Annotated in this window: 25 protein-coding genes; 14 read left to right on the plus strand and 11 right to left on the minus strand. The window is 69.0% G+C overall.

Annotated elements, in window-relative coordinates; translation table 11 throughout:
• Positions 1-100: 100 nt before the first annotated feature.
• Together NAG42_RS22360 and NAG42_RS22365 are read left to right on the plus strand one after the other, a co-directional pair.
• A complete protein-coding gene (locus NAG42_RS22360; protein ID WP_250032726.1) occupies positions 101-772 on the plus strand; it encodes a GOLPH3/VPS74 family protein in 672 nt (223 codons plus the stop codon).
• 81 nt (positions 773-853) lie between these two features.
• Positions 854-1627 (plus strand): MerR family transcriptional regulator, encoded by a 774-nt coding sequence (locus NAG42_RS22365; RefSeq protein WP_250032727.1) that lies wholly within the window; start codon positions 854-856, stop codon positions 1625-1627.
• Here the strand turns inward: NAG42_RS22365 and NAG42_RS22370 are convergent.
• On the minus strand, positions 1578-2648 hold the full coding sequence (locus tag NAG42_RS22370; protein WP_250032728.1) for a helix-turn-helix transcriptional regulator: 1071 nt from the start codon (positions 2646-2648) through the stop codon (positions 1578-1580). The two genes, NAG42_RS22365 and NAG42_RS22370, sit on opposite strands and share 50 nt — an antisense overlap.
• Before the next feature lie 241 nt (positions 2649-2889).
• Positions 2890-3594: an alpha/beta fold hydrolase gene (locus NAG42_RS22375; protein ID WP_250032729.1), complete on the minus strand. Its 705-nt coding sequence runs from the start codon at positions 3592-3594 to the stop codon at positions 2890-2892.
• Positions 3595-3776: 182 nt separating this feature from the next.
• On the opposite strand from NAG42_RS22375, the gene NAG42_RS22380 reads away from it, so the two are divergent.
• From NAG42_RS22380 to NAG42_RS22395, 4 genes are all read left to right on the plus strand, one after another.
• Complete coding sequence (locus NAG42_RS22380; RefSeq protein ID WP_250032730.1) at positions 3777-5255, plus strand: alpha/beta hydrolase; 1479 nt, start codon at positions 3777-3779, stop codon at positions 5253-5255.
• A gap of 67 nt (positions 5256-5322) precedes the next feature.
• Complete coding sequence (locus NAG42_RS22385; protein WP_250032731.1) at positions 5323-6276, plus strand: helix-turn-helix domain-containing protein; 954 nt, start codon at positions 5323-5325, stop codon at positions 6274-6276.
• A 14-nt stretch (positions 6277-6290) separates the two neighbouring features.
• Entirely contained in the window at positions 6291-6752 is a 462-nt protein-coding gene (locus tag NAG42_RS22390) for a cupin domain-containing protein (protein ID WP_250032732.1), read from the plus strand.
• On the plus strand, positions 6749-7663 hold the full coding sequence (locus NAG42_RS22395; protein WP_250032734.1) for an NADP-dependent oxidoreductase: 915 nt from the start codon (positions 6749-6751) through the stop codon (positions 7661-7663). Before NAG42_RS22390 ends, NAG42_RS22395 begins: the two co-directional genes overlap by 4 nt.
• Positions 7664-7714: 51 nt before the next feature.
• On the opposite strand, the gene NAG42_RS22400 is transcribed toward NAG42_RS22395, so the two are convergent.
• Positions 7715-8710, minus strand: coding sequence for a sigma-70 family RNA polymerase sigma factor (locus NAG42_RS22400; RefSeq protein ID WP_250032735.1), 996 nt, complete (start codon positions 8708-8710; stop codon positions 7715-7717).
• Between the two features lie 49 nt (positions 8711-8759).
• Positions 8760-9752, minus strand: coding sequence for a zinc-binding dehydrogenase (locus NAG42_RS22405; RefSeq protein WP_250032736.1), 993 nt, complete (start codon positions 9750-9752; stop codon positions 8760-8762).
• A 288-nt stretch (positions 9753-10040) separates the two neighbouring features.
• On the opposite strand from NAG42_RS22405, the gene NAG42_RS22410 reads away from it, so the two are divergent.
• A complete protein-coding gene (locus tag NAG42_RS22410) occupies positions 10041-11273 on the plus strand; it encodes a pectate lyase (RefSeq protein ID WP_250032737.1) in 1233 nt (410 codons plus the stop codon).
• Positions 11274-11371: 98 nt separating this feature from the next.
• Here NAG42_RS22410 and NAG42_RS22415 read toward each other — a convergent pair whose 3' ends face one another.
• A complete protein-coding gene (locus NAG42_RS22415) occupies positions 11372-12832 on the minus strand; it encodes an alpha/beta hydrolase (RefSeq protein WP_250032738.1) in 1461 nt (486 codons plus the stop codon).
• 180 nt (positions 12833-13012) lie between these two features.
• Here NAG42_RS22415 and NAG42_RS22420 point away from each other — a divergent pair, with 180 nt between their 5' ends.
• Together NAG42_RS22420 and NAG42_RS22425 are read left to right on the plus strand one after the other, a co-directional pair.
• On the plus strand, positions 13013-13942 hold the full coding sequence (locus NAG42_RS22420; protein ID WP_250032739.1) for an ABC transporter ATP-binding protein: 930 nt from the start codon (positions 13013-13015) through the stop codon (positions 13940-13942).
• A 10-nt stretch (positions 13943-13952) separates the two neighbouring features.
• Complete coding sequence (locus tag NAG42_RS22425; protein ID WP_250032740.1) at positions 13953-14672, plus strand: ABC transporter permease; 720 nt, start codon at positions 13953-13955, stop codon at positions 14670-14672.
• Positions 14673-14712: 40 nt separating this feature from the next.
• Here NAG42_RS22425 and NAG42_RS22430 read toward each other — a convergent pair whose 3' ends face one another.
• On the minus strand, positions 14713-15228 hold the full coding sequence (locus NAG42_RS22430; RefSeq protein ID WP_250032742.1) for a MarR family winged helix-turn-helix transcriptional regulator: 516 nt from the start codon (positions 15226-15228) through the stop codon (positions 14713-14715).
• A 168-nt stretch (positions 15229-15396) separates the two neighbouring features.
• Between NAG42_RS22430 and NAG42_RS22435 the strand changes: the two genes are divergently transcribed.
• The 3 genes from NAG42_RS22435 to NAG42_RS22445 all read left to right on the plus strand — a co-directional run bounded on the left by NAG42_RS22435 (position 15397) and on the right by NAG42_RS22445 (position 18845).
• The gene (locus NAG42_RS22435) at positions 15397-16332 is read left to right on the plus strand and encodes an NADP-dependent oxidoreductase (RefSeq protein ID WP_250032743.1); all 936 of its coding nucleotides are present in this window, start codon (positions 15397-15399) and stop codon (positions 16330-16332) included.
• A gap of 139 nt (positions 16333-16471) precedes the next feature.
• Positions 16472-17764: an outer membrane protein assembly factor BamB family protein gene (locus tag NAG42_RS22440; RefSeq protein ID WP_250032744.1), complete on the plus strand. Its 1293-nt coding sequence runs from the start codon at positions 16472-16474 to the stop codon at positions 17762-17764.
• A 151-nt stretch (positions 17765-17915) separates the two neighbouring features.
• Positions 17916-18845, plus strand: coding sequence for a CPBP family intramembrane glutamic endopeptidase (locus tag NAG42_RS22445; RefSeq protein ID WP_250032745.1), 930 nt, complete (start codon positions 17916-17918; stop codon positions 18843-18845).
• Positions 18846-18861: 16 nt separating this feature from the next.
• On the opposite strand, the gene NAG42_RS22450 is transcribed toward NAG42_RS22445, so the two are convergent.
• The 4 genes from NAG42_RS22450 to NAG42_RS22460 form a co-directional block, all read right to left on the minus strand.
• Positions 18862-20265, minus strand: coding sequence for a GGDEF domain-containing protein (locus tag NAG42_RS22450; protein ID WP_250032746.1), 1404 nt, complete (start codon positions 20263-20265; stop codon positions 18862-18864).
• Positions 20266-20449: 184 nt separating this feature from the next.
• Positions 20450-21559: a methyl-accepting chemotaxis protein gene (locus NAG42_RS22455; protein ID WP_308201170.1), complete on the minus strand. Its 1110-nt coding sequence runs from the start codon at positions 21557-21559 to the stop codon at positions 20450-20452.
• A 108-nt stretch (positions 21560-21667) separates the two neighbouring features.
• Positions 21668-22078, minus strand: coding sequence for a Tar ligand binding domain-containing protein (locus NAG42_RS45005; protein ID WP_308201171.1), 411 nt, complete (start codon positions 22076-22078; stop codon positions 21668-21670).
• Positions 22075-22416 (minus strand): hypothetical protein, encoded by a 342-nt coding sequence (locus NAG42_RS22460; protein ID WP_250032747.1) that lies wholly within the window; start codon positions 22414-22416, stop codon positions 22075-22077. The genes NAG42_RS45005 and NAG42_RS22460 overlap by 4 nt, the downstream gene beginning before the upstream one ends.
• A 72-nt stretch (positions 22417-22488) precedes the next feature.
• Between NAG42_RS22460 and NAG42_RS22465 the strand changes: the two genes are divergently transcribed.
• Positions 22489-23490, plus strand: coding sequence for a helix-turn-helix domain-containing protein (locus NAG42_RS22465; RefSeq protein ID WP_250032749.1), 1002 nt, complete (start codon positions 22489-22491; stop codon positions 23488-23490).
• Positions 23491-23521: 31 nt separating this feature from the next.
• Here the strand turns inward: NAG42_RS22465 and NAG42_RS22470 are convergent, their stop codons facing one another.
• Complete coding sequence (locus NAG42_RS22470; protein WP_250032750.1) at positions 23522-23728, minus strand: DUF397 domain-containing protein; 207 nt, start codon at positions 23726-23728, stop codon at positions 23522-23524.
• Between the two features lie 316 nt (positions 23729-24044).
• Here NAG42_RS22470 and NAG42_RS22475 point away from each other — a divergent pair, with 316 nt between their 5' ends.
• On the plus strand, positions 24045-24989 hold the full coding sequence (locus NAG42_RS22475; RefSeq protein WP_250032751.1) for a GGDEF domain-containing protein: 945 nt from the start codon (positions 24045-24047) through the stop codon (positions 24987-24989).
• Positions 24990-24999: the final 10 nt, after the last annotated feature.

Here is a 24999-nt window from a genome sequence, read left to right on the forward strand (position 1 = left end):
CCCGGCGCTTGACCCTGTGCGGGGGACAGGGTCTTCACTGTCAGCCCACAGATCTCGTCCCGGGCCGACTACGCCGCCTCCCCGTCGAAAGGCAAACCCGATGACACCGCAGCCCGGCCCGCCGACCCTGGCTGAAGACCTCCTGATCGTCCTGAAACCGTTCGGCATCGATACGGAGCCCGTGCTGGTCCGCACGCTCGCCGGAGCGCTGCTGGCCGACCTCAGCCTCGGCCACCACGTGCGAACCCTCCCCGGCCGGGGTGGATCGATCCGGGTGGAAGCGGTCACCGAACGCCCGCCGGCCGACGACTTTCTCCGATCGGCCTGGGAGTTGCTGCGCTCACATCCTCGCGGCGTCCAGGCCGCACTCGCCGAGATCGGGCCGACCTTGATCAGCCCGTTGCTCCCCCGGCTCGACCGGCCCGGCGACTCACCCCGGGCCGGTTCGGTCGACCCGGATTCCGGCGGGGACGGGGAAGCCGGCCGCCGGGTCCGCCTGGTCTCCGGCGTACGGGGACTGCTGGTGGACGGCGCGGAAGCGCCGCAACGGATCGTCGCGCTCGCCGCGCTGTTGTCCGCGAGCGGGACACTTCGGCGATTCGACCCCGAGATCCCCTGGACACCCGCGGTCATCGCCCGAGCCGCGGGGATCGAGCGTGACGTCTGGGAAGCCCGGGCCGTCGCCGAGGCGCTCACCCGAGCCGTCGCCGCGGCCCTGGCCGGCAACGTGATCCTCGCGGCCGCCGTCCTCTCCGGCAGCGAACGGCACTGAACCACCGAACGACCTCTTGACCGTGTCGCCGGGACAGGGTGTCGACTGGCCGCGATGTCCAGTGGCTCAGGAGGAACCGACGTGGCCTGGAGCACGCGTGAGCTCGCCGATCTGGCCGGCACAACGGTGAACGCCATCCGGCACTACCACCGGCTCGGCCTGCTCGAGGAGCCGGAACGCCGGTACAACGGATACAAGCTGTACGGCGTCCGGCATTTCGTTCGCCTGCTTCGTATCCGGCGGCTGGCCGAGCTGGGAGTACCACTCTCGCAGATCGAGGTGGCCGGCATCGAAGGCGACGCCGGCCCCCAAGTGTTGCGTCGAGTCGACGCCGGTCTCGAAGCGGAGCTCGAACGCCTGCGTCAAGTGCGCTCCGAGATCGCCGTGATGCTGCGGGACGGCGCTCCCGCCGACGCGCCGGCCCTGTCCGCCGCCGACAGCTCGTTGCCTCACCTCATCAACCAGCTGTGCGACGAGGACGCCGTGCAAGACCTGAGACGCATGGCTGAAGCCGGCACCGACCCCGTGGGCGCGGAGTTCGACGACCTGCCGGCCGACGCCGACGAGGAGTCCCGCCGGCACCTCGCCGGGCGGCTCACGCCCATCCTCGTACGGCACCTCGTCGACTACCCCTGGCTGAGCGATCCGGCGACTTGCCTGGTCCGGAGTGGGCACGTCACGCGGCAGACGTTCATCGACGCCGTGGTCGACTTCTACAACGCCGCCCAGCTCGACGTGCTGGGCCGGGCCGGCGTCCTTGCCCAGGAACAGATCCGGCTCGCCCGCGGGACCAAGAACGCTGTCCTCAACGCGTCCGGTGCGGACCGGCCGGAGTCATCCGCTGCCGGTCGGTGAGGGCGTCGCGCAGGGCGGCCCGCGAGCTGATGCCCAGCTTGGGAAACACCCGATAGAGATGCGACGACACGGTACGCGGCGAGATCACCAGACGCGCGGCGATCTCCTTCGTGGGCAGGCTGGCCGCGGCCAGCTCGGCGACCTCGAGTTCCTGCGGGGTGAGGGCATCGGCCCGCAGCTCTCTGGCCGGCCCCGAGCCGGGCCCGGGCGGCCCACTGCCGGTGGTCCGCGACGCCGAGGCGAGAGCCCCGAATTCCAGCAGGGCCAACGGGTTTCCCTGTGCCTGATCCGCCACCTTCGTGATCACCCGGCGCGGGAGGCCGGTGAACCGGCGCGACAACAGCCTGATCGCGTCCGCCTCGGCCAGCGGCGCCAGCGGCATCTCCGGCAGACGGAGGTGCTCGGGCAATTCAGGGATCCCGGTGCGGAGGGCTGCCAGCACTCCTAGGCGGTGGCCGCCGGTGCGCCGGGCCACGAAGCTCAGCACGTACCAGCTGGCCCGGTCCAGCAGGTGCAGGTCGTCGACCACCAGGAGCAGAGGTCGCTCGCGGGCGGCCTCGGCGAACAGTGAGAGGGCGGCGTGCAGGATCGCCATGTCGGCCGGGCCGGGTCCGGTTCCGAAACCGAGCGCGGCCTCCAGGACCTCCCGGGCCGGCTGCGGCAGGAGAGCCAGTTCGGCGCCGAGGGGATGGACGAGCTGGTGCAGGCCCGCGAAGCTGATGTCCGACTCGTACTCGACACCGCCACCCCGGATCACCCGGATGCCCGCGGCCACCGCCCGGTCCGCCGTCGCGCTCAGCAGGGCCGTCTTGCCGACGCCGGGCTCGCCGGTGAGCAGCAGGGCGGCACCGTCCTGAGTGGCCTCGTCCAGGAAGGCACCGAGGCCGGCCCACTCGCTGGCCCGTCCCACCAGACCGGTCCCGTCGACGAGCGCCCGAGAGCCTTCACCGGCCGGTCCGGCGCGCCGGACCGGCTCGTCGAGGGCCGGCAGGCTCGAGCCGACGCGCGAAGTGGTTGTCATGTGCCGCCTCCCCACCCGAGAAAGTGCGATCCGGATCCGGTTGCATCGTCGATTGAAAAGCATGTTCTTGCCACCGGGTCAAGCCGCGCCGCGGCCCCGACCAGCAGTTTCACTGATTCGACGGCGGCGCGGCCGGGACAGCCTCAGGCGGTGCTCGACTGTGTTCCAGCCACCCGGTGTCGGCTGCAGCGGACCGTATCGGCCGCGCCCGGCCGGACTTGGTGGACGGCTCTGCACCGATTCAGCCGATCGACCGGGCCGCGTCGAGGATGAGCTCGGCGACCGCGACCGGCTCCGACGCGGGAAGGGCGTGCGACGCACCGGCGATCTCCACTGTGGCGCGGGCGCCGGACCGCTTGGCCATGAAGCGGTGTGCTTCGAGCGGGATGTTGTAGTCCAGCTCCGGGAAGATGAACCAGGACGGCACGCTCGTCCACGCCGGCTCGCCGGCCCCCTCGTTGAGCGCGGTGGTGTTCAGCGGGCGTTGAGCGGCCGCGTCGACGGCGGCCCGCTCGGCCGGGAGGTCGGCGCTGAACTGCCGGTGGAACTTCTCCGGCCGGATGTAGAGGTCAACGGTTCCGTCCGCCAGGGGGACCTCCCGCAGCGTCTCACCGAGGGTGCTGCCGGGGAACTTGCCGGACAACGCGCCGATGCTCTCGCCGGCCTCGGGCGCGAAGGCGGCGACGAAGACGAGCGCCTTGACGTGGTCGTGACCGACGGCGGCGTTGGAGATGACCGCCCCGCCGTAGGAGTGGCCGACGAGCACGACCGGCCCGTCGATCGTGCTCAGGATGCTGGCGACGCCGGCGGCGTCCCCGGACAGGCTGCGCAACGGATTGGGCGCGGCGACGACCGGGTGGCCGTCGTCGAGCAGGCGCTGGATGACGCCGCCCCAGCTGGCGGACTCGGCGAACGCGCCGTGAACGAGAACGATGGTGGGTTTCACGTCAGTACCTTTCATCGGGCCGGCAGAAACAGGTGGTATGGGCCCAGGAGAAACCATGTTCCTCGAACAAGGTCAAGACCCGGCCCGTCCGCGCTCGTCACCTCAAGGCGCCCTTGACTGCGTTCCCGCGACAGGGTGTCGCATCGACACCGGACGCCGACGGAGGACGCAGGAGGTTTCACATGTACCGAAAACGTGGCGCTGTGGTGATCGGGGCGATCGCCTTGCTCGGCACATTTGTCGTTGCCGGGCCGGCTGCTGTGGCCCGGCCAGCCGCACCCGAGTTGACCTGGGAGGCGTGCCCGGCCGATGTCGTGATGCCGGCGCCGGTCGCGGTGCAGTGCGCGAAAATCCCCGTACCCCTGGACTATCGCGACCCAGGGGGCGAGCAGATCGAGGTCATGATCTCGAGGATCGCCAGCACCAACCCGGCCCAGCGACGCGGCATCCTGCTGCTCAACCCGGGCGGGCCGGGCGGTACCGGGCTGAATCAGGGCTCCTTCCTGATCAACCGCGGCCTGCCGACCACCGTCTCGGACGCCTACGACCTGATCGGCATGGACACCCGCGGGGTCGGGCACTCGACGCCGATGAGTTGCGGCTTCACGCTCGACGATCCGTACTGGGCCAACATTCCGCCGTACGCGGTCGACGACGCCGCCGTGACCCGGCAGGCCGCGATCGCGAAGCAGGTGGCCGACAAGTGCGCCGCCACCGACAAGGACGGCCGGCTGCGGCACATCACCACGGCGAACGTGGCTCGCGACCTCGATCGCGTCCGGGCGGCGCTCGGCGAGAAAAAGGCCAGTTACTACGGAGCGTCCTACGGTTCGGCGCTCGGGGCGGCGTACGTCTCCCTGTTCCCGAAGACCACGGACCGGATCGTCCTCGACAGCAACGTCGGCGACACCCATCTCGACCGGGCGGGCATGCGCCGGTACGGGCTCGGCTTCGAGCAGACGTTCCCCGATTTCGCCCGGTGGCTGGCGGCCCGGCACGACATGTACGGCCTGGGTCGTACACCGCAGGAGGTCCGCCGCACCTTCCTGCGGATCACCGAGCGGCTCGACAAGACGCCCGCGCCGGACGGTGCTGACGGTGCCGTCGTCCGGTACCTCACCTTCGCCGGCCTCTACAGCGAAATGCTGTACGGCCGGACCGCGCGCATTCTGCAGACGTACCTCAAGCCGGCCCAGACCCCGGCGACCCGGCAAGCGGCGCCGGCGAACCCCAGCGACAACGCGTTCACGGCGTTCCTCGCGACCACCTGCAACGACGTCGACTGGCCCGAGGACGTGGCGACCTACCGCCGTGCCGTCGCCGAGGACCGCAAGCGGTACCCGCTGTTCGGCGCCGCGACCGCGAACATCACGCCCTGCGCCTACTGGAAGCACGAGCCGACCGAGGCCCCGGTGAAGGTCGACGACAAGGGCCCGGCCAACATCCTGATCCTGCAGAACCGCCGCGACCCGGTCACCCCGTGGGCGGGTGGCAAGCTGCTACGCGACAAGTTCGCCTCGCGCGCCAAGCTGGTGACCGCCGAGGAGAGCGGCCACGGCGTCTACCTCGTCCACACCAACGCGTGCGCACACAACATCACCACGAACTGGTTGGTCGGAGGCAGGATGCCGGCCCGGGACACAACCTGCCGGCCCAGCTGAACAATTGGCACCGGAAGCCTTCCGGCCGTCAGCCACGACGGCCGGAAGGCGCCGCTATCGTTGAGCGGTGATCGGCAACCTTGAGACGTTCCAGGACGAGCTGGCCGCCAGCGGGTTCCCGCCGCTGGTCAACAAGCTGGCCGGGGCCGGATTCCGGGGCCGGATCGTCACCCGTGACCTCGGGCCGCTGCGACTGATCTCCCTCGACACACCCGCGAGTTCCTGTGTCGGGCGGCAGCGCGACGCCTCCGACGGCGAGAACCTGGCGATCAAGGTGATGACCCGAGGCCGGACGCGGATCGAGCAGGGGCGCGGTCACGCCGAACTCGGGCCGGCCGACCTGGTGCTGCTCGATCCCACGCGTACGCTGCAATTCGAGAGCACCGCCGCGACGCACGTCACCGTCCTGGTTCCGCGCCGGGAGCTTCGGCTGCGGCCCGCGCAGATCGACCGGCTCATCGGCCAACGCATCGACGGCAGCCACGGTCCAGGTGCTCTGGTCTCCGTGCTGGCCCGGGAGTCGGCGCGGTCGGCGACCGAGTTCCGCGAGGCGGAGGCGCTGCGGTCCGCGGGCGCCGTCATCGAGCTGATCGCGGTCGCCCTGGAGGCCCGGCTGGGCGACGAGCAACCGGCCCCGGACGAGAGGCTGCGGAACCGGATCGCCGGCTACATCGAGGCCCGGTTGGCCGATCCCGATCTGTCCCCGCCCGGCATCGCCGCCGCGCACCACATCTCCGTACGCCGGCTGCACAAGCTGTTCGAGGATCAACCGCTCACCGTCGCGGCCCTGATCCGCCGTCGCCGCCTGGAACGCTGCCGGGCCGAGCTCGCCGGAAGCGGACGTACGGTCACCGCCGTGGCCGCCCGGTGGGGATTCTCCGATCCCACCCATTTCAGCAAGCTCTTCAAGACGACGTACGGCTACAACGCCCGCGCACTGACAACCAGCAACCGTGCACGGACGACCAGGACGCGCCCAGCCGGCCCGGAACAGGATGGTGGTCACCAAGGCCGGCAATAGCAAGGGAGAAAGTCGTGGCGAAGGTGAACATCGTCCGCCCCGGTGAGGGCGAGATCCTCGGCAGCGGGGCGCAGCGGATCCGCATCCTGGAGAACGGCGAGCACACCGACCACCGGCTGGGGTTCGCCGAGGTCACCATTCCACCGGGCACCCCGAGCCCGTTGCAGCACCGCCACGCCCAGCACGACGAAGGCTTCTACGTGCTGGCCGGAACGTTCCGGTTCACCGTCGGCGAGGAGCAGTACGACGCCGGGCCGGGCACCTGGGTCATCGTGCCGACCGGGGCGCCGCACACGTTCGCCAACGTCGGCGACGAGAACGCGGTCATGCTCAACACGTTCACGCCGGATCTGTACGTGCAGTACTTCCGCGACTTCAAGGCCATGATCGATTCCGGGCAGCCGGTCAACGCCGAGACCATGAAACCGCTGTGGAAGAACTACGCCACCGAGATCTCAACCGAATACGCCTCGTGAAGCGCCTCCAGTACCACCGCTACGGCGGCCCGGAGGTGATGCGGCTCGCGGACTTCGAGCCACCACGGCCGGGTCCGAACGAGGTTCTCGTCCGCGTCCGGGCGGCGGCCTCCAACCCGCTGGACTGGAAGATGCGCAACGGCGAGATGAAGCTGATGACTGGTCGCTCCTTTCCCCGGGCGATGGGGCACGACTTCGCCGGAGTCATCGAGGCCGTCGGCGCCGGTGTCACCCGCTTGAAGTCCGGCGACGCGGTACTCGGTGGGGCTCGGTTACGGCAGGCGGGGGCGTTCGCCGAGATGGTGGTGGCCCCGGTGAAGTCGGTCGTGCTGAAACCGGTGGACCTCTCGTACGAGCAGGCCGCCGCGCTGCCGACCGTGGGCTTGACCGCCTACCAGGTCATGGCGAAGGCCCGGCCCGGGCAGGCGGTCTTCGTCAACGGGTGCCTGGGCGGGGTGGGCCGGGCCGCCGTCCAGTTCGCCCGGGCGCGGGGAGCCTCGGTCGCCGGCAGCTGCCGCGACACCGCGGCCGACGAGGCCCGCGAGCTCGGCGTCGAACCGGTCGTGGGTTTCGGCTTCGACCCGGCTGCCCTCGCGGGACGCTTCGATCTGGTCTTCGACACGCCCGGCATGCTTCCCTTCGCCGCCGCCCGGACGCTGCTGAAGCCGGGCGGAACCATCGTCGACATCGTCCCGACTCCGGTCAAAATGATCAGAAGCGCCCTGCCCGGACCGTTCCGGGCGACGATGGGCCGGCCGGTGACCGCCGACCTGGATGAGGTGGCCCGGGCCCTGCGCCTGCCCATAGTCCGTACGGTCCCGTTGGCCGAGGCGATTCCCGCCCTGACCGAACTGGAGCGCGAGCAGCGCCCGAAGGGCGGCAAACTGATCATCACCGTGGCCGGAAGCTGACCCTCGGGGGCTCGCACGGACGGTCGAACGCCCTCGATCACACGCGGCCGGCTACTCCTTCAGTGTGAGCGGAAAACCGAACGTCGCCGCGAGGACAGGATCATGGAACTTGGTCACTCGCGAGATGCCGGTGGAGGTCGCCGTCAGCACGACGACGCCGTCGGCGGAGTAGGTGCCGCTCGAGTCCAGGCGGTAGACCACCGCAGCCGGCTGGCCGTTGGCGGTGGTCGCGATCATCCTCCAGTCGCCGGGTGAGCCGAGGACATACGTGTCGAGCACCTGGAGGCACATTGTCCGGCCCGACTGCCAGTCTCGGAAAGGCGTCGCCTCCAGGGTGGCGTCGGCGCGCAGCACATGTTGCAGGAGACGAACGTCAGAGCGCTCGAAAGCCGCGATGTAGCTGGCCAATAGCGCGCGAGCCCGTTCGTCGCTCGGCTCGAGCAATTCGGTGGGAGTGGGATCCCTCTCGTCCAGCCGAGCCCGGGCGCGCTGGAGTCCGCTCTTGACCGCGGCAGTGGTGGTGTCGAGGATGTCCGCGGTCTCAGCGGCTGAGAAGTTCAGCACTTCGCGCAGGACGAGAATCGCGCGTTGCCGGGAGGGAAGGTGCTGCAGGCTGGCGACGAGTGCGAGCCGGATCGATTCGCGGGCGATCACCACCTCGGCCGGGTCGTGTTCGGACGCACCGATCCTCGTGTCCGGAATGGGTTCCAACCACGAGACCTCGCCCTTTGCCAAGGACCGAGGCGGACGATCGGCGCCCTCGTTGGGTGGCACCAGCCCTGAGGGTAGAACGCGAATCGGGCGCGGTTTCAACGCTGTCAGGCACACATTGGTGGCGATCGCATAGAGCCAGGACCGGATCGACGCCCGGCCCTCGTACCGGGAGTAGGACCGCCAGGCCCGGAGGAAGGTTTCCTGCACCAGGTCCTCGGCGTCGTGCACCGATCCGACCATGCGGTAGCAGTGCGCCAGCAACTCCCGGCGGAACCGCTCGGTCTCGGATGTGAACCGGTCCTGGTCCGACGTCAGGCGTAGGTGCGAGGTCACGCGACGAGCCTAGTGACCACCATGGGGACGGCCCGGGCCGGCAGGCTTCTCACGGCAACAGCGCCAATTTTCCGATCGTGGCCCTGTCTTCCAGTTCCCCGAGCGCTTTCGGTCCGTCGGTCAACTCGTACGTTGTGGGCCGACCGGCAGTCAGGACTCCAGCTGCGATGAGGGCGGACAGTTCGCCCATCAGGGCACCGAATATCTGTGGTGTTGCCTGGATCAGCGTTCCGAGATTGAAGCCGGCCAGGTGGACCTGATGCCGGTACACCAGGTCCCAGTTGGTCAACGAAGCCTCGCCGCCGGCCAAGCCGTAGATGACCACCCGACCTGTCACCCGCTTGGCCGCAGCCAGGCTGGCCTCGAAGGTGAGCCCTCCGGCCGACTCCAGCACCAGATCGGCACCGACGCCGCCGGTCAACCGCCGCACCTCGGAAACGATGTCACCGCCGACGGAGTCGAGCACGTGATCGGCACCTGACGCTCGTACCACCTCGTGCTTGCCGGGTGAAGCAGTGGCGATGACCGTCGCCCCGTAGTGCTTGGCCACCGTGACCGCCACCTGTCCGGTCGCACCCGCGGCGGCGTGAATCAGGACCGTCTGCGTCGCGGCCAGACCGCCGACGGGCTTGAGCACCGCGAGCGCCGTGACCGCGTTCACCAGCAACCCCAGCGCCTCGACCGCGGTCCAGCCAGGCGGCACCGGCATCACCCCGGCCGCGGGGAACACCGCATTCTCGGCGAAGGTGCCCTCGCCGACACCGACGACGAAGGTTCCCACCAGCTCCGTGGCCACCGCGGCACCGACCGCGACGATTTCGCCGGCAGCCTCGAAACCAGCCAAGTACGGGGGCGTCGGGCCGTCCCGGAACGTACCCCGCGATTTCGAGATGTCAGCGAAGTTGACGCCGGCAGCGACGACCCGAACCAGGACCTCACCCGAGCCGGGCCTCGGCACCGCCGCGTCCGTGATCAGGCGCATGTCCTGCGGCCCGTTCAGAGACATCTGCTGCAGCGCGCGCATTGCCGTGGGAAGAGTCATCAGCGAACATCCTCTCGGTCTGAACATGGCAGGTCGTGCACGACTCCCGGCGAGCGGGCCGAGGATCACAACATGTAGACCTCAGCGAGCCCGCGAAGGAATCGCTTCTGCCGGCACGCGGCTCCGGACGGGCACGCGCCGGCGGAAGTGGTGGCCGGCGAGCCGCCGAAATGCAAATCTTGCAACTCCTTGTATTGATATCTACAGATGCCTATCGTCCGGAGGTAAGCGCTTTCCTGTCGTGGGGAGGGGCGCGCGACACATCCCCGACGATGGAAGTGAGACAAAGTGAAACGATCAGTCGCCCTACGGTGGTCGGCCGGGGCCGCCACCGCGATCACCGCCGCCGCGATCGTGATGACACTGCCGGCCACCCAGGCCCTCGCGGCCGACAACCTGAGCCTGGGCGGCGGCGCCGACGGCTCGAGCAAGGCCAGTGGTACCAGCTACGGCAACGTCAAGGACGCGAACACCGGCACCTACTGGTCACCGGCCAGTGCCACCGGCTACGTCTCGGTCAAGTGGAGCAGTGCCACCGCGGTCTCCTCGGCCATCATCAAGCAGAGTTCGGGCGGTGGCTCGATCAGCGCCTGGCGGGTGCTCAACGGCGACACCGGCGCCGTGCTGACCAGCGGTAACGGCAGTCCGAGCACGATCTCGTTCGCCTCGACGTCGCTGAAGAAACTCACCTTCGACATCACGAGCGCGTCCGGCGCACCGCGCATCGCCGAGTTCGAGACGTACGGCGGTGGTGGCGGCACGACCCCGACCACCGGACCGACCCCGACCAGCCCCCCGACCAGCCCCCCGACCAGCCCTCCGACCACCCCTCCGGCCGGCGGCACACCGACCGGCGCCTGGCCGTCCTCGGCCGGTTCGGTGAGCATCTCCGGCACGGTCAACGTCTCGGGCACCTTCGACGGTGGCATGAAGACGTACTGCTGCATCGGTGACGGCTCGCAGAACGAGTCGCAGGACCCGATGTTCAAGATCGCCAACGGTGGCACCCTGCAGAACGTCATCCTCGGCTCCCCGGCCGGCGACGGCGTGCACTGCGAGGGCACCTGCACCATCCGCAACGTCTGGTGGAACGACATCGGCGAGGACGCCGCCACCTTCAAGGGCACCGGCAACGGCACCAGCTACGTCATCGGCGGCGGCGCCCGCAACGGCAGCGACAAGACGTTCCAGCACAACGGCAACGGCACGGTCAGCATCTCCGGCTTCTACCTGAGCGGCTCCGGCAAGCTGTACCGCGGCTGTGGCAACTGCACCAGTTCGTACACCCGCCACGTCAAGATCGACAACGTGCTGCTGAACGACATCGACATGGTCGCCGGCATCAACTCCAACTGGGGTGACACGGCCACCATCACCCGCGTCACCCTCACCAACAGCTCGAGCGCCACCGTCTGCGGCAAGTACCAGGGCGTCGCCAAGGGCAGCGAGCCCAAGTACCTCGGCGCCGGCTGGAACGACGCCAACTGCAAGGTCAGCCAGAGCGACATCACCTACCGGTAAGCCCGCCCGAGTCACAGGAGGAGCCCGACGCTCCTCCTGTGACCGTGCGGATGATGCGTTCCGGCTACCAGCCTCGTTCGGCGAGGGCGGACGGGTGGTCAGCGGGGCTCGGCCGCGCACGTGACGTCGTGACGCGGGCGGTGTCCGGTGGTGAGAAACGCGGTCACCGTGTTGTTGGCGCACATGTTCGCGGCGAACAGCAGATACGCGCCATGGCCGCCCTGGTCGGCCGTGACCATCCGGGCCCGGTCACCGAAGGCCTTCCGGAGCTCGCGGGCGCCGACCAGCGGGGTCCCGGGATCACGAGAGTTCTGCACCAGAAGCACATTGGACGGCCCGCGGTCACCGATGCGCACCGGCCGTTCGACCGGGGACGGCCAGAACGCGCACGGCCCGATGTTGGCCGCGGCCGCCCCGATCAACGGATGCCTGACCCGTTGGACCGCGACGTCGCGCTGGTAGGTGCGGACCGAGCGCGGCCAGCGGGAATCACCGCAGATCACGTGGAGACGGCTGGAGATCGAGTTGTCGATGTCGCCCAGCGGCGGCTCGGGAGGCAGCGGCTGGTTCGTGTCGAGCGCCTTCCAGACCGCGGCCAGCACGGACATGCCCGTGTCGGTGTAGAGGAGGTCGAACGTGGTTCCGCGGAACAGTGAGCCGTTGATTCCCTGCACGGGCGTCTTCTCCAGCCGGGCGGCGAGTTCGAAGAACTTGGCGCGCACCTGCTTCGGCGTGGTACCGAGCCCGTACTGCGGATTGGCGGCCGCGAACTTCGCGAAGTCCGGGAACCGATCCTCCATGCCGCGGCCGAACCGCTGGTGGGCAGTACGGTCGTACCCGCCCGGCCCCAGGTTGCTGTCGAGCACGAAGCGGTCACTGCGCTGAGGGAACATCGTCGTGTAGACCGCACCGAGGTAGGTGCCGTACGACGTACCGAGGTAGGAGATCTTCGGCTCGCCCAGCGCTTCGCGGATCCGGTCCATGTCGCGGGCAGTGTTCGCGGTGGTGATGTGGGGCAGCAGCGCGGCCGTCTCCGACGTCGCACACTGCCGGGCGATCGCCTGGGCGATCCGGGCGTCCCTCAGCACGTCGGCCGCGTCATCCGGGTACGGGAGATTTCGCCGGGCGATCTGCTCCGGCGTCACGTCGCAGGTCACCGGCGTGCTGTGGCCGACGCCGCGGGGGTCGAACCCGATCACGTCGTACCGGTCCCGGACGCTTTCGGGCAGAGGCCGCGGTGTCAGGTCACTGGCCAGCAGGCCGGGATAGCTCAGTCCGCCGGCACCCGGGCCGCCCGGGTTGGTCAGCAGCACGCCCCGGCGCTGCGACGGGTCCTTGCTCGGCAACCGGGAGACCGCCACGTCGAGTTGCCGCCCCTGCGGCTTCCGGTAGTCCAGGGGGACTTGAACCGTTGCGCATTCCAGCCCGGGCAGCGCACTGTCGGCCGGACACGGACCCCACCGCAGGCGGCTCTGCGCCGCAGCTTGAGAGGCCCCGACAGAAACCAGCGACATCGCCGCGATCGCTGAGACGAGCACGGCCGACAAGGTTCTTCGCATCTGACTCCCCCACTCATGACTGGACGGACCCAGTGGAAACCCTGTCGTCGCCACACGGTCAAGACGACGGAGACGTGGGCCCGGCTGTCTTGACTGTGTGGCGAGAACACGGTCTGCACTGGTTCACGCCGGACGAACGGGCCGGATCAAGGACGACCATTCAGGGAAGGCAGAACCGACGTGGAGCAAGCGGAGACATCCCGCGCACCGTCCTCACCCGCTGTCGAAGTAGACCGGCTGAACGTCTCGTACGGTGAATTCCAGGCCGTCAAGGATCTGACCTTCCGGGTCGAGCAGGGTGAGCTGTACGCCCTGCTCGGCACCAACGGAGCCGGCAAGACCTCGGCCCTGGAGGTCATCGAGGGGCATCGGAAGGCGTCGTCGGGCACCGTCCAGGTCTTCGGCACGAGTCCGGCGGACCGGCGCGCGGTGCGGCCCCGGATGGGGATCATGCTGCAGGAAAGTGGGTTCTCGGCCGACCTCACCGCCGCGGAGTCCGTCCGGCTGATCGGCCGGCTGTCGGGCCGCTCCGATTCGGTCGACCGCGTCCTGGGCATCGTCGGCCTCACGCACAAGGCCGCGACCAGGGTCGGGCAGATGTCCGGGGGCGAGAAGAGGCGACTCGACTTCGCCACCGCCGTCTACGGGCGGCCGGAGCTGATCTTCCTGGACGAGCCCACCACGGGGCTGGACATCCAGTCACGGGACGCCCTGTGGGCGGCCGTGGGGGAACTGCGCGACAACGGTTCGACCGTCATCCTGACGACGCACTACCTCGAAGAGGCGCAGCAGTACGCCGACCGCATCGGGCTCATGCACCAGGGCACTCTCCGCAGCCAGGGCACGGTGCCCGAGCTGACCCGGACACTGCCGGCCGCGATCCAGTTCTCGCTCTCACCCGGCGCTCCCGTACCGCCCTTCGGCACCACCGGGCCGGCCGGCCCGGCGTACCAGATCGAGACCTTCGAACTGCAGGCGGATCTGAAGCGGCTGCTCGACTGGGCCGATCTGCACGACGTCGACCTGCACGGGCTCTCGGCCGCGCCGACCCGGCTGGACGACGTCTTCCGCGCCATCGAGACCGACCCGGTCCCCACCCCGACACGCTGAAGGCAACGACATGCTTCCCATCGCATACAGCGAACTCGCCCAGATCTTCCGCAACCGTGCCGTGTTGATCTCCAACCTCATCATGCCGTTGGCGGTCGCCGCGTTCTTCATCTACAGCCGGGACACGTTCACCGAGATCGGCAGCCTGGGTTACATCGCCGCGGTTCTCGTCTTCACCGTCGGCGCGTTCAGCCTCTACACCACGGCGGTCACCACCCTGTCCGCCCGTCGGCAGGACCTCTTCCTCAAGCGGCTGCGCTCCACCGCGGCCGGCGACGCGGCGATCCTGTCCGGCCTGACCCTGCCGGTCGCCCTCACCGCCCTCGTCCAGGTGGTGGTCATCCTCGGGGTTTTCGCCGGGGTGAGTGGCCGCCCGGCCGATGTCGCCCTCCTCGTCGTGGCCATCCTGGCGACTTTCGCCATGATGCTGGCCCTCGCCCTGGCCACCGCCGGACTGACCGGCTCACCCGAGCAGGCTCAGGTCACCACGCTGCCGATCAGCCTGGTGACCATCGCCGTGACCAGCTGGGTCGGCATCACCGGCACGGAAAGCCTCACCCTGCTCAAACGTTTGCTGCCCGGCGGGTCGGCCACCGAACTCATCGTGAACACCTGGAACGGCGGCGTGCCACTCTCCGATTCGCTGCCGCTGCTGGGTCCGACGTTCGGCTGGGTCGTCGTGGCCGTCGTGCTCGCCCTGCGGCTGTTCCGGTGGGAACCCCGCCGCTGACCCCGGCGCGACGCTGCGAGCCAGTCGCCCCTGCGTCGAATCACTGTTCGCCGAGGGGCATCGGGGACGACGCCTGACGCCTCTCGCCGGCCGCGAGTTGCTCGCGTACCGGTGCGGCGATGCGGGCCAGGGCGGCACCGAGGTGGCGCTGCTGTGCCCGGCTGAGCGGGTCGAACACCAGCCGCCTCACCTGATCGACGTGAGCCGGGGCGCTGTCGGAGACCTTCCGCAGACCGAGGTCGGTCAGGGTCGCACGGGTGTATCGGCCGTTGTCCGGGTCGGGGTGGCGGATGATCCATCCCTGCTGCTCGAACCGGACCATCAGCTTGGACAACCGGGGCAGCGTGCTGTTGCACTGCGCGGCCAGGTCGCTCAGCCGCATCGTGCGCGACTCGGTCATGGACAGCCGGGCCATCACGCTGTATTCGAAGTTCGAGATCCCCCCGTCCCGCTGCATCTGACGATCCAGCAGCGTGGGCAGCGCGATGACCACGGTGAGCAGGTCCTGCCACAGCTGCTGCTGCTCGTCGTCGAGCCACTGGGGCGAGTCGGTCATGAACCGACCTTACTTGCCTGGGCAACCTCAACCACTCGCCGGCCCCTGAGAACGGCTCTGTGATGACGCCCCTCTTGACTTGCCTAGGCAAGTGAGCGACAGTCCTTCTAACTTGCCTAGGCAAGTGTCGCGACGAATCCGCCGCGCCAACACCATGAGGAGAATGTCGTGAAGGCCATCCGTTACCACGAGTTCGGCAGCACCGAGGTGCTACGCCATGAAGAGGTGGAGCGCCCAGCTCCCGGCGCCGGCCAGGTGCTGCTGAAGGTGGCGGCCACCTCGTTCAACCCGGTCGACGACCACATCCGGCTCGGCGTGCTCGCCGCCGCGATCCCCACCACGCTGCCGGTCACCCCTGGTCTCGACGTCGCCGGCACCGTCGCCGAGCTGGGCGACGGGGTCGGCGGCCTACAGGTGGGCGACCAGGTCATCGCCATGCTGCCGCTGAACGAGCACGGCGGGACCGCCGAGTACGCGGTCGTCGCCGCCGATCTGGTCACCGCGGCGCCTCGCAGCATCACGCTGACCGACGCCGCCGCCCTGCCTCTGACCGGCCTGGCCGCGCGCCAGGCGTCGGTCGAGCTCGCGGGAATCACGACCGGTCAGACCGTGCTCGTCAACGGAGCGGGCGGCGCGGTCGGCAGCCTCGTGGTCCAGCTTGCCGTCCAGGCCGGTGCGAAGGTGACCGCCGTCGACGGGCCGCAGCACACCGACCGCTTGATCGGCTACGGTGCGGCTCAGGTCGTCGGCCCGCTGGACCTCGACGCAGGGCCGGCCGCGGTGGGCGGCCCCTTCGACGTGGTGGTCAACCACGTGCGGTTCGGCCCCGGCGACCTCGCGAAGCTGACCCCGTACGTGGCCGACGGCGGCATCGTCGTCAGCTCCGCCGGTCCGGTCCCGGCCGACGATGCCCGCTCGGTGCGCACGGCCGCTGTGTGGGTCAGCCCGGATGCGTCCCACCTGGCCGACCTGGTCTCGCGCGTCGACGACGGTGTCCTGAAGCTGCACGTCGTCGACCGGCGCCCGATGCAGGACCTCCCCGCGGTTCACCAGGCCTCGGCCGGCGGCAAGCTGCCCGGCAAGACGGTCATCATCGTCGCCTGACGCCATCCGAGCCGGCGTCCACCGTCATCGACCGGAAATGGACGCCGGCTCACGGCATCTCCCTGCGGCGAGCCCGAGCGAAAGTGCACGTCACCGCGCCGGCGAGCTATCTTGCTGACAAGATGCGGACGCGTGCGCGGTGACTCTGATCGACCTCGGCAACGCCGGGGCTGCCACCGAGGCAGCTGCCGCGCCGGTCAACCTGCCGCGGCTGCGCCGGCTGGCGCTGGCCGTTCTGACCGCGGTGGGCCTGGCCGCGATGACCGCCTCGGCGCCGCCGGCACCGCCCCTGGTGCGGCCGCTCTGGACGACGGCGTTGCAGCCGAGCGACGCCGTGGCCGTGGACGGCCGGACCGTCTACCTGAATCGCAGCAGTCCTTCCGGGCCGGCCGAGGTTGTCGCCTACGACCTGCACACCGGACGCCTGCGATGGAGCACGCCGACCGGCGACGCGTACGATCTGCGGCCCGTCGGAGGCGTCGTGCTGGCGACCACCGGCCCGTTGCCGCCCGGCTCGGCCGCGTTTTCGCCGGGACCCCGCACGATCGCGCTCGACGCGGCAACCGGCACGCGACTCTGGCAGTCCGCCGGCGCCTCCTCGCCGTCGTCGGTCGGCTCGGGGGTGCTGCTCGCCGAGACCGGCCAGTCGGGGGCCATCACGGGCCTGCGCCTGGTCGGGCTCCGGGACGGCCACCAGGTGTGGCGACGGTCGATCACCCCGGCCGAGGAGTGGACAACCGTCACGGAGGGTGGCCGGCCTACCTCGGTCGTCACGGTGACCCCCACCGGCGATGCCACCGTCTACGGCTACGACGACGGTGCCGTACGCCATCGCAGCCGCATCCCCTGGAACGGGGTGTATTCCGCGACGTTCTTCCCGGTCGGCGACCAGCTGGTGGTGATCCGCACAGCCTCCGCCCAGACCGCCGCCGCCATTTACCGCGCGGCCGACCTGCGCCGGTTGTGGCGATCCGACGAGCTGATCGGCTCCGTCACCGGCTGCGGCCCGCTGATCTGTACGGCCGGTGTGCGCGGTGTGGCCGGCCGAGATCCCGCCACCGGTCGTCAGATCTGGCGGCGCGACGACATGAGGTTCGTGTGGGACCTCGGCGCCGACCGCCTGCTGCTCTCCGCCGCCGCCAATCTGGCCTCGTCCACGACGGTCCTGGTCGACGCCGCCACCGGCCGCACGATCGGCCGTCCGCTCGGCGGCCAGGAGGCGTTCGTGGCCGGCCCGTCCGGTTCGCTGATCCTGCTGCGCGCGACCGGAAAGCCCGAGGATCGCACCGCCGTGAATCGCCTTGACCTGGCCGATGGCCGGCAGACCTCCCTCGGCACGGTCGACCGGCTCGCCGAGCAGGCCTGCCAGGGTGTGCCCGGCTATCTGCTCTGCCCGCGCGGGGCTGCCTTGACCGTCACCGCCGTCGGTTGATCCCCGGCACCGAGGCCATCACGCAACGCGGCACGGCGCTGCTCACCTTCGCCGCTGCGCCTTGCTGGTCGGTAAGCGCCGGGCTTGACCGTGTTCCGGCAACACAGTGTGTGCTTCACCGGCAGAGCATCCGCCCAGAAAGAGACTCGCCATGACATCCATGAACCCCGTCGCGCGGGAAGTCGGTCTCGGCCACGGATCACCCTCGCGTCCGGCCGATGACACGCGTCCGTTCGGGACGCACATCCGGATGCCGTGGTGGAAGTCGCTGATCATCATCGCCGCGATCCCGCTGACCCTGCTCGTCGTTCAGCTCGGGTTCTACCTGCTGGCCGGTCTGGTCGAGAACGGCGACCCGCTCGAGTCGACGCTCACCCCGATGAAGCTGCTGGCGGCCAATCTCAGCACCGGACTGACGGCGCTGCTCGCCGTGGTGCTGGTTACGCGGTTCTCGCAGGTGCCGTGGCGCAGCGTCTTCAGCTCCCCGCGACGCTTCGATCCGCGGCGTCTGGGGGTCTCGTTCGCCGGCTCGGTCGTGCTCGTCGGGGCCGGCATCGCCGTCGTGGCGGTCGCCGCGCCCGATGCGACGGGCTGGGTCGGCTTCGGCTTCAGCGGCACCACCGTGGCATTGCTCGCCGTCGTGGTCCTCTCCACGCCGATCCAGTCGGCCGGTGAGGAGATCATGTTCCGGGGTGCGGTGCTCCCCGCCGTGGGGTCGTGGTTCCATGCTGTGCGGCCGGCGTTCATCGCCGGTCTGGTCGTCTCGAGTCTCGCGTTCGCCGTCGTGCACGCGGCCAGTGATCCCTGGCTCTTCGGCTACTACGTGTTCCTCTCGGCCTGCACGGCCCTCATGGGGTTGATCACCCGCGGTCTCGAGGCTGCGATGGCGTTCCACATCGCCAACAACGTGGTCGCGACGACCATCAACTCACTCCTGGCCGGGGGTGGCTCGCTGGTCGTCGACCGCACCGCCGGCGGGGGTGGTGGTGGTCCTGCGCTGATCGTTCCGGCCGTCGTGAATCTGGGGGTGCTGGCGTTCGTCTGGCATCACGAGCGCGCGCGCCGCACCGACGCGGGGTAGCCCACGCCCGGCTCGATCATGCTGCACCGGCCCGTGCTGCAGCGACTGGTACGGCGGCGGTGACCCGGTTGCGGCCGTCGTGCTTCGACCGGTACAGCGCCTCGTCCGCCCGGGCGACGAGTTGCTCCGGGATCTCCCGGCCGTCCCACAGCGCGACACCCGCCGAGAAGCTCTGCCCGCTCGGCGTGACCGCCCGCATCCGGTCGAGAACGGCGATCGCGGTCTCCAGGGACTGGCCGACCAGCACCACCCCGAACTCCTCGCCGCCGTAGCGGGCCAGCAGGTCCCCGGTACGCAGCTGGTCGCGCCAGGCGGCCGCGGCCTCCTTGAGCAGCCGGTCGCCGGCCGGGTGGCCGTGGGCGTCGTTGAACCGCTTGAAGTGGTCGATGTCCATCAGGGCGACGGCGACCGGCTCGCCGCTGCGGACCGCTTTGGCCATCTCCCGGCTGAGCTCGAGGTCCCAGGCCCGGCGGTTCGGCACCCCGGTGAGCGCGTCGTTGTGGGCCAGCGCGCGCAGCTGGGCCGCCTGGTCCTGGACCCGCGAGATCAGGCCGGCCATCCGTGCGAGCACCAGCAGGAAGAGCACGACCGAGCTGATCGCGATCGCCGGCCAGTCGATGCTGGCCGGAGTGGTCAGACCCTGCACGGTCAGGACGACGGGGGCCAGCAGCGAAGCGACCGCCAGCAAGGTGAGGCGGCTCCTGGTGAACCGTTCCGTCCGGTCCGGCGCGATCTCCGACAGGGCCCGCATCGACGGATGCAGGGCCGCGGCGCCGAACAGCACGTACATGCCGATCCAGCCGGCGTCGAGGACGCCGTCGCTGTAGGTGGTGAACAGGTTCACCACCGCATAGCCGATGTCGCTGACCAACTCGGCGACGAGCCCCGCGATCACCAGGCGGTAACTGGCGGTGCGGGCTCCCGGCGTGGTGATCAACCGCACCACCATGATCAGCAACAACAGATCGCCCGCCGGATAGGCGAGCGAGGCCAGCCGCTGGAGCACGCTGAGGGACTCGTCGACGGCGATCGGCCGCATCAGGAACGACCAGCACAACAGCGACAGGCTGGTGGAGACGATGGCCGCGTCGAGCAGGCCGGCCCGGTCACGGCCGGAGATACGACCCTTGATCAGCTGGAAGGCGCCGATCGCCAACATCGGATAGGCCAGCAGGTAGAGCCCGTCGGCCGGGGCCGGGAAGCTCTGCCAGTCCCAGACGAAGAACTGCACCTGATAGACGACGTCGCCGGCGGCCCACAGGGCCAGCGCCGCCGCGAACCAGTACCACGGTCCGGATCGGCGAGGCCGGTTACGCCGGACCCCGATCACGATGGCAGCGGCCGAGGCGAACCCGATGACGTTGTAGAGCCCCCAGGCCCACGGGTTGTCTGACGGAAGAGCCAGATAAACGGCACCCATCAAGCCACCGCACAGTAACCACCAATGCCACAACGGTCGCCTACCAAGAAGCATCACGCCGCAGCCATCGACGACCGGGAGAACGGCTTGAGGCGACGTACGTATGGAGTGGCTCACACGGTCGGCGGGTGCCGGGCCACGCCCGTGGCATCCAAACCCAGCCGAAGGACGCCTTACACACTATTCAGTAGCGAAATTCGGCAACGAGTTCCGACAGTTCGGCAGAGGTGCGGCTAAGGCCGTCGGTGACCTGACGTGAATGTTGGACACTTTGACTGGTGTGACGAGCCGCCTCTGCCACACCGGTGATGTTCTGGGCGATCTCGCCGGTGCCGGTAGCGGCTTCGGACACGCTGCGATTCATCTCAGACGTTGTTGCGGTCTGCTCTTCCACAGCGGAGGCGATCGTGGTCTGGAAGTCGCTGATCCGGGCGATCACGCGACTGATCTCCTCGATGGCGAAAACGGCGCCGCTGGTATCGGCTTGAATGGTTTCCACGCGGCGGGAGATGTCCTCGGTGGCACGGGCGGTTTCCTGGGCGAGGTCTTTGACCTCGGATGCGACGACCGCGAACCCCTTGCCGGCCTCACCGGCCCGGGCGGCTTCGATGGTGGCGTTGAGCGCGAGAAGGTTGGTCTGTTCGGCGATCGCAGTGATCGTCTTGATGACGTTGCCGATCTGCAGTGATGACTCGCCGAGCTTGTTCATGGTAGTTGACGTCGTTGCTGCCAGATCGACGGCCTGTCCGGCAACTTGAGCTGCTTCGCTGGCGTTCTGTGAGATCTCACGGATGGAGGCGCCCATTTGTTCGCTGCCGGCCGACACTGTGTCGACGCTGCGAGAAATCTGTTCCGAGGCTGCCGATACGGCCTGCGCTTGAGTCGATGTTTGATCCGCCGACGTCGCGATCTGCACGGTGATTCCGGACATCTCGTCAGCTGCACCGGACACAGCGGCCGCAGAGTTGTCGATGGCGGAGACTGTCTGACGGAGCCGCACCATCGCCGAATCCAGCGCCTGACCCATTTGCCCGGGTTCATCCCTGGAGGTGAGGCCGGACGTGCGCGTCAGATCACCATGAGCGAGCCCTTCACACACGTCCTTGACCTTGTTGAGGGCCCGGACGATCTGTCGAGCCACCAGGCGTCCGAGGCCGATCGCTACGAGCAGCCCGCCGCCGAGCAGGACGAGAGCCAAGGTGCGGTTGGACGAGTAGTCCGATCTGGCGATACTGGCCTGGCTGTCCGCGTCGGCGTCTTCGGCGGCGTCGAGCGCGGTGAGATCCTCGAGCATGGCGTTGGCCAGCGGTGCGATCTCCTCGTCGCGGGTCGCCTGCCAAGCAGCGATATCGTTTCGCCGGCTGGCGGGCAGCTGCTCGTTCTGGGCAACCTGTTTATAAGCTTACCAGTTCGCCTCGAGCCGGTGCAGGATCGCCGGATCCCCGAACGGATCAGTCCCTCGGTAGGTCGCGAACGCGGCATCGACCGCCTTCAGGTTCTCGGCGAAGGTCTGCTCGTACTTGGCCTTCGTGGCCTGGTCTCGCGACACGGCGTGATTACCCAACGTCAGCCTGCTTTGGAGCATGGCCGCGTTGAGCTCACCCACCGCCCCGGTGGCGTCGACGTTGCCGTACAGCCGTTCGGTCGCCTTGGTGGCACTACTCAACGCCAAGAGCCCGGAAAGACCAACCACCACCGCGACCAGTCCGGCGACAGATACGGAGGCCAGGACCTTGGTGCTCACTGGAAGGTCGGCCAGGGCGAACCTGCTGCGCTTACCGGTAGGCGCCACGGACATGACAACAGTGCTCATCGAACCTCCACGCCACATCGGTATCGGGAATTACGCTGCGGCACAGCGGCTCGATCGGCGGCGGTCGCCACCACCGCTTCCCACTGCTGCAACGTCCCTTCAATGCGATCCAGTGCCGCCCGGAGCCCGAGGACGATCATGTGAAGATCAGGCATTCGCTCACTGTCGCGTAGCAATCGCGTGGCGATGTTCTGCGCCCACCGCAGCCGCAACACGGCCACATCAAGTTCTGCATTCACCGTCGGCAGCACGATCCGGGGATCAATCGGCTTTGAGGCAGTCACTTCATCACCGTAGGAGTGAATGATCGCGCAGGCGGCGCCTTCGACCGAATCCATCGGGCCCAAGGTGGCGCGAACGCTTTCGGCTCGGCGCGTGGGTCGGACTGAGAGATCGACGAGCGCGATAAGGTGCCGCGGTTCCGGCTCGAGTCAGGATCGGCCGGCGAGGAGTCCGGCAAGGTAACAGCTGCCGCTACCGTCGCGCTGGCACCTTCGGTGATCACCGCCGGGTTGGCTGTTGACAACACGGCGTTGCAGGTACGGTGGTCGGCGTCACCGTCCACACGGGTTGGCAAGGCGGAGGTAAGGGTGCCGGTCACAGGCCAACGCGTCGTGCGTCGGGCGTTGGGGCGGCGTTTGACGCGGCTGCGCACGGCGTCCGGGATGAGCCGGCGTGATGTGGTGGAAGCGCGGCTGGGCATCTCGGAGCCGACGCTGCACCGCATCGAGACGGGCAAGGTGCCGGTCACCGGGGCCAACGTACGCGCGCTCTGCTGGCTCTACAGTGCCGACCAGAGCATCACTGACGCGCTGGCCGACCTGGCACTGGGCACGTCACAGCAGGAGTGGTGGGACGCCAGCCCGGTGATCCCCGAGTGGTTCAAGCTGTATGTCGGGCTGGAGGCGTCCGCATCCCGCATGTCCGGGTACGACGGCGAGATCGTTCCCGGCGAGCTGCAGACTCCGGAATACGCGCGCGCCATCTTCGGCGCCGAGCAGCCGGTGGACTCGGAGCTCGCCGAGCGGCACATCAAACTCCGCCTGCAGCGGCAGAAGACGCTCTTCGCCCGTAACCCACCGATCCACCTCGTGACGGTGCTCGGCGAGGGAGCCTTGACCCGCCCGGTCGGCGGCGACCAGGTGATGAAGGGGCAGATCGAGCATCTACGGCGGCTGTCCCGAGAGGACACGGTCGACATCCGGGTGCTGCCGTTCTCAGTCGGGGCGCACGCGGCGATGGCCGGTGCCTTCCGGATCCTGGAGTTCGACGACCCGGACGATCCCGACGTGGTCTACCTCGAATCGCACGTCGGTGCGCTCTACCTGGAAGAGCAGGTCGAGGTGGACGAATACCGGCGGATCTTCGATCTCATCGGCAAAGATGCCATACCGGTCGGAGAGTTCCGCTGACGAACTGATCCGTGGTGGAGGTCCGCCGCGATCAGTCGGTCAAGAGCGCGTCGAACTCGCCGCGCTTGGCGCCGAACAGGAACGAGTCCCACTCCTCGACCGTGAACACCACGGTGCCGGCCTCGCGCGCCTTGCTGTTGCGGACCTCGATGAGGCCGTCCTGGCGGCGGGCCTCGACGCAACTGCCTCCGTTGCCTGTCGACCTGCTGGAAATGATCCAGCCTGATTCGCCACTCATCAGTGCCCCTCCCCCTGGAGTTGCTCACTGTGGGTCATCAACTTGCCACTGGTCCAGTGACCGTTACGTCCCCCAGAGCGTGTCTGACGTGCAAAATCAGTGCACCAGGCCATCCGACGACTCTTTCACCACGAAAGTGCACATACCTAGAGTAGCCGAAAGCCGCCTCGGATGCATCATGTCGTCGTGACAGTCGTCGCCGTGAAATCTTGCACGCGCCTCGCGTGACTGCCATGATTCAACTGTGGCGCTGGTGATGCCTCGCCGTCGTCTCGACAGCTCCCGCTGGACCGCCGCAGTTCTGAGAGGACGGCCGATGCGGATCCTCGATCCTGCCGCCGCCGACATGAGCGGTTCACTGCCAGATGACGCTCAGCGGCGGACCGAGTCCGAAACCGCCCGCCTCCAAGCCCGCATCGATCAGCTCGCGGCGCACGTCCAGCAGCTGGAGCACGAGCGCGCCTCGCTCCGATGGATGGCCGGCCACGACGAGCTCACCGGACTGGCCAACCGCCGCCTCTTCCACGCGCTCGCCTCGGAGCTGCTGCGCGGCGACGATGGCTCGTCGGCCGTTCTGGTCCTCGACCTCAACGGTTTCAAGCCGATCAACGACACCTATGGGCACGACGCCGGTGATGAGGTCCTCTGCGTGGTCGCCCGGCGCATGGCCGTCTGCCTCGGCGACCACCTGGTGGCCCGGTTCGGCGGTGACGAGTTCGCCGCGCTGCCGCGGGCGCCGCGCGCCGGCGTCCCGGAGGCTTGGTGGCACGAGGTGGCCGGCTCGCTTAGCGCGGCGATCGCACTCCCGATGGACGTGCAGGGTCACACCCTTTCCGTCACAGCCTCGATCGGTGTCGTGCCGGCTGGGCGCTCTACTGACCTTCCCGATCTGCTGCGCCGCGCGGACCGGGCGATGTTCAGCGCCAAGCAGCACGCCAACACCACCGGCAAAGCCGTTGCCACCTGGGCCTTGGCCACCGAAAGCGGCGGCCACACCGAGATGTACGGGACCGCCACCACCCCAGTGTCCCCGCCCTCGGAACCTGCAGGGGCGTGCCGGCCGGGCGACCCGGTATGGGTGCACCGCAGTGGCGCCCGCCGTGCGGGAGTGGTCGAGAGCGCCTGCGAATGGGCGGCCCTGGTCCGCTACCGATGCCCGAACGGCGCCGGCACGATGGTCGACACGATCCCCACGAACTGCCTCACGATCCGGGCCGAAGCCGATCCGTACCTGGACCGGAAGTCTTCCGCCTACCGGTGAGATCCGAGCT

Source organism: Paractinoplanes maris, assembly GCF_023544465.1.
GTDB classification, from domain to species: domain Bacteria; phylum Actinomycetota; class Actinomycetes; order Mycobacteriales; family Micromonosporaceae; genus Actinoplanes; species Actinoplanes maris.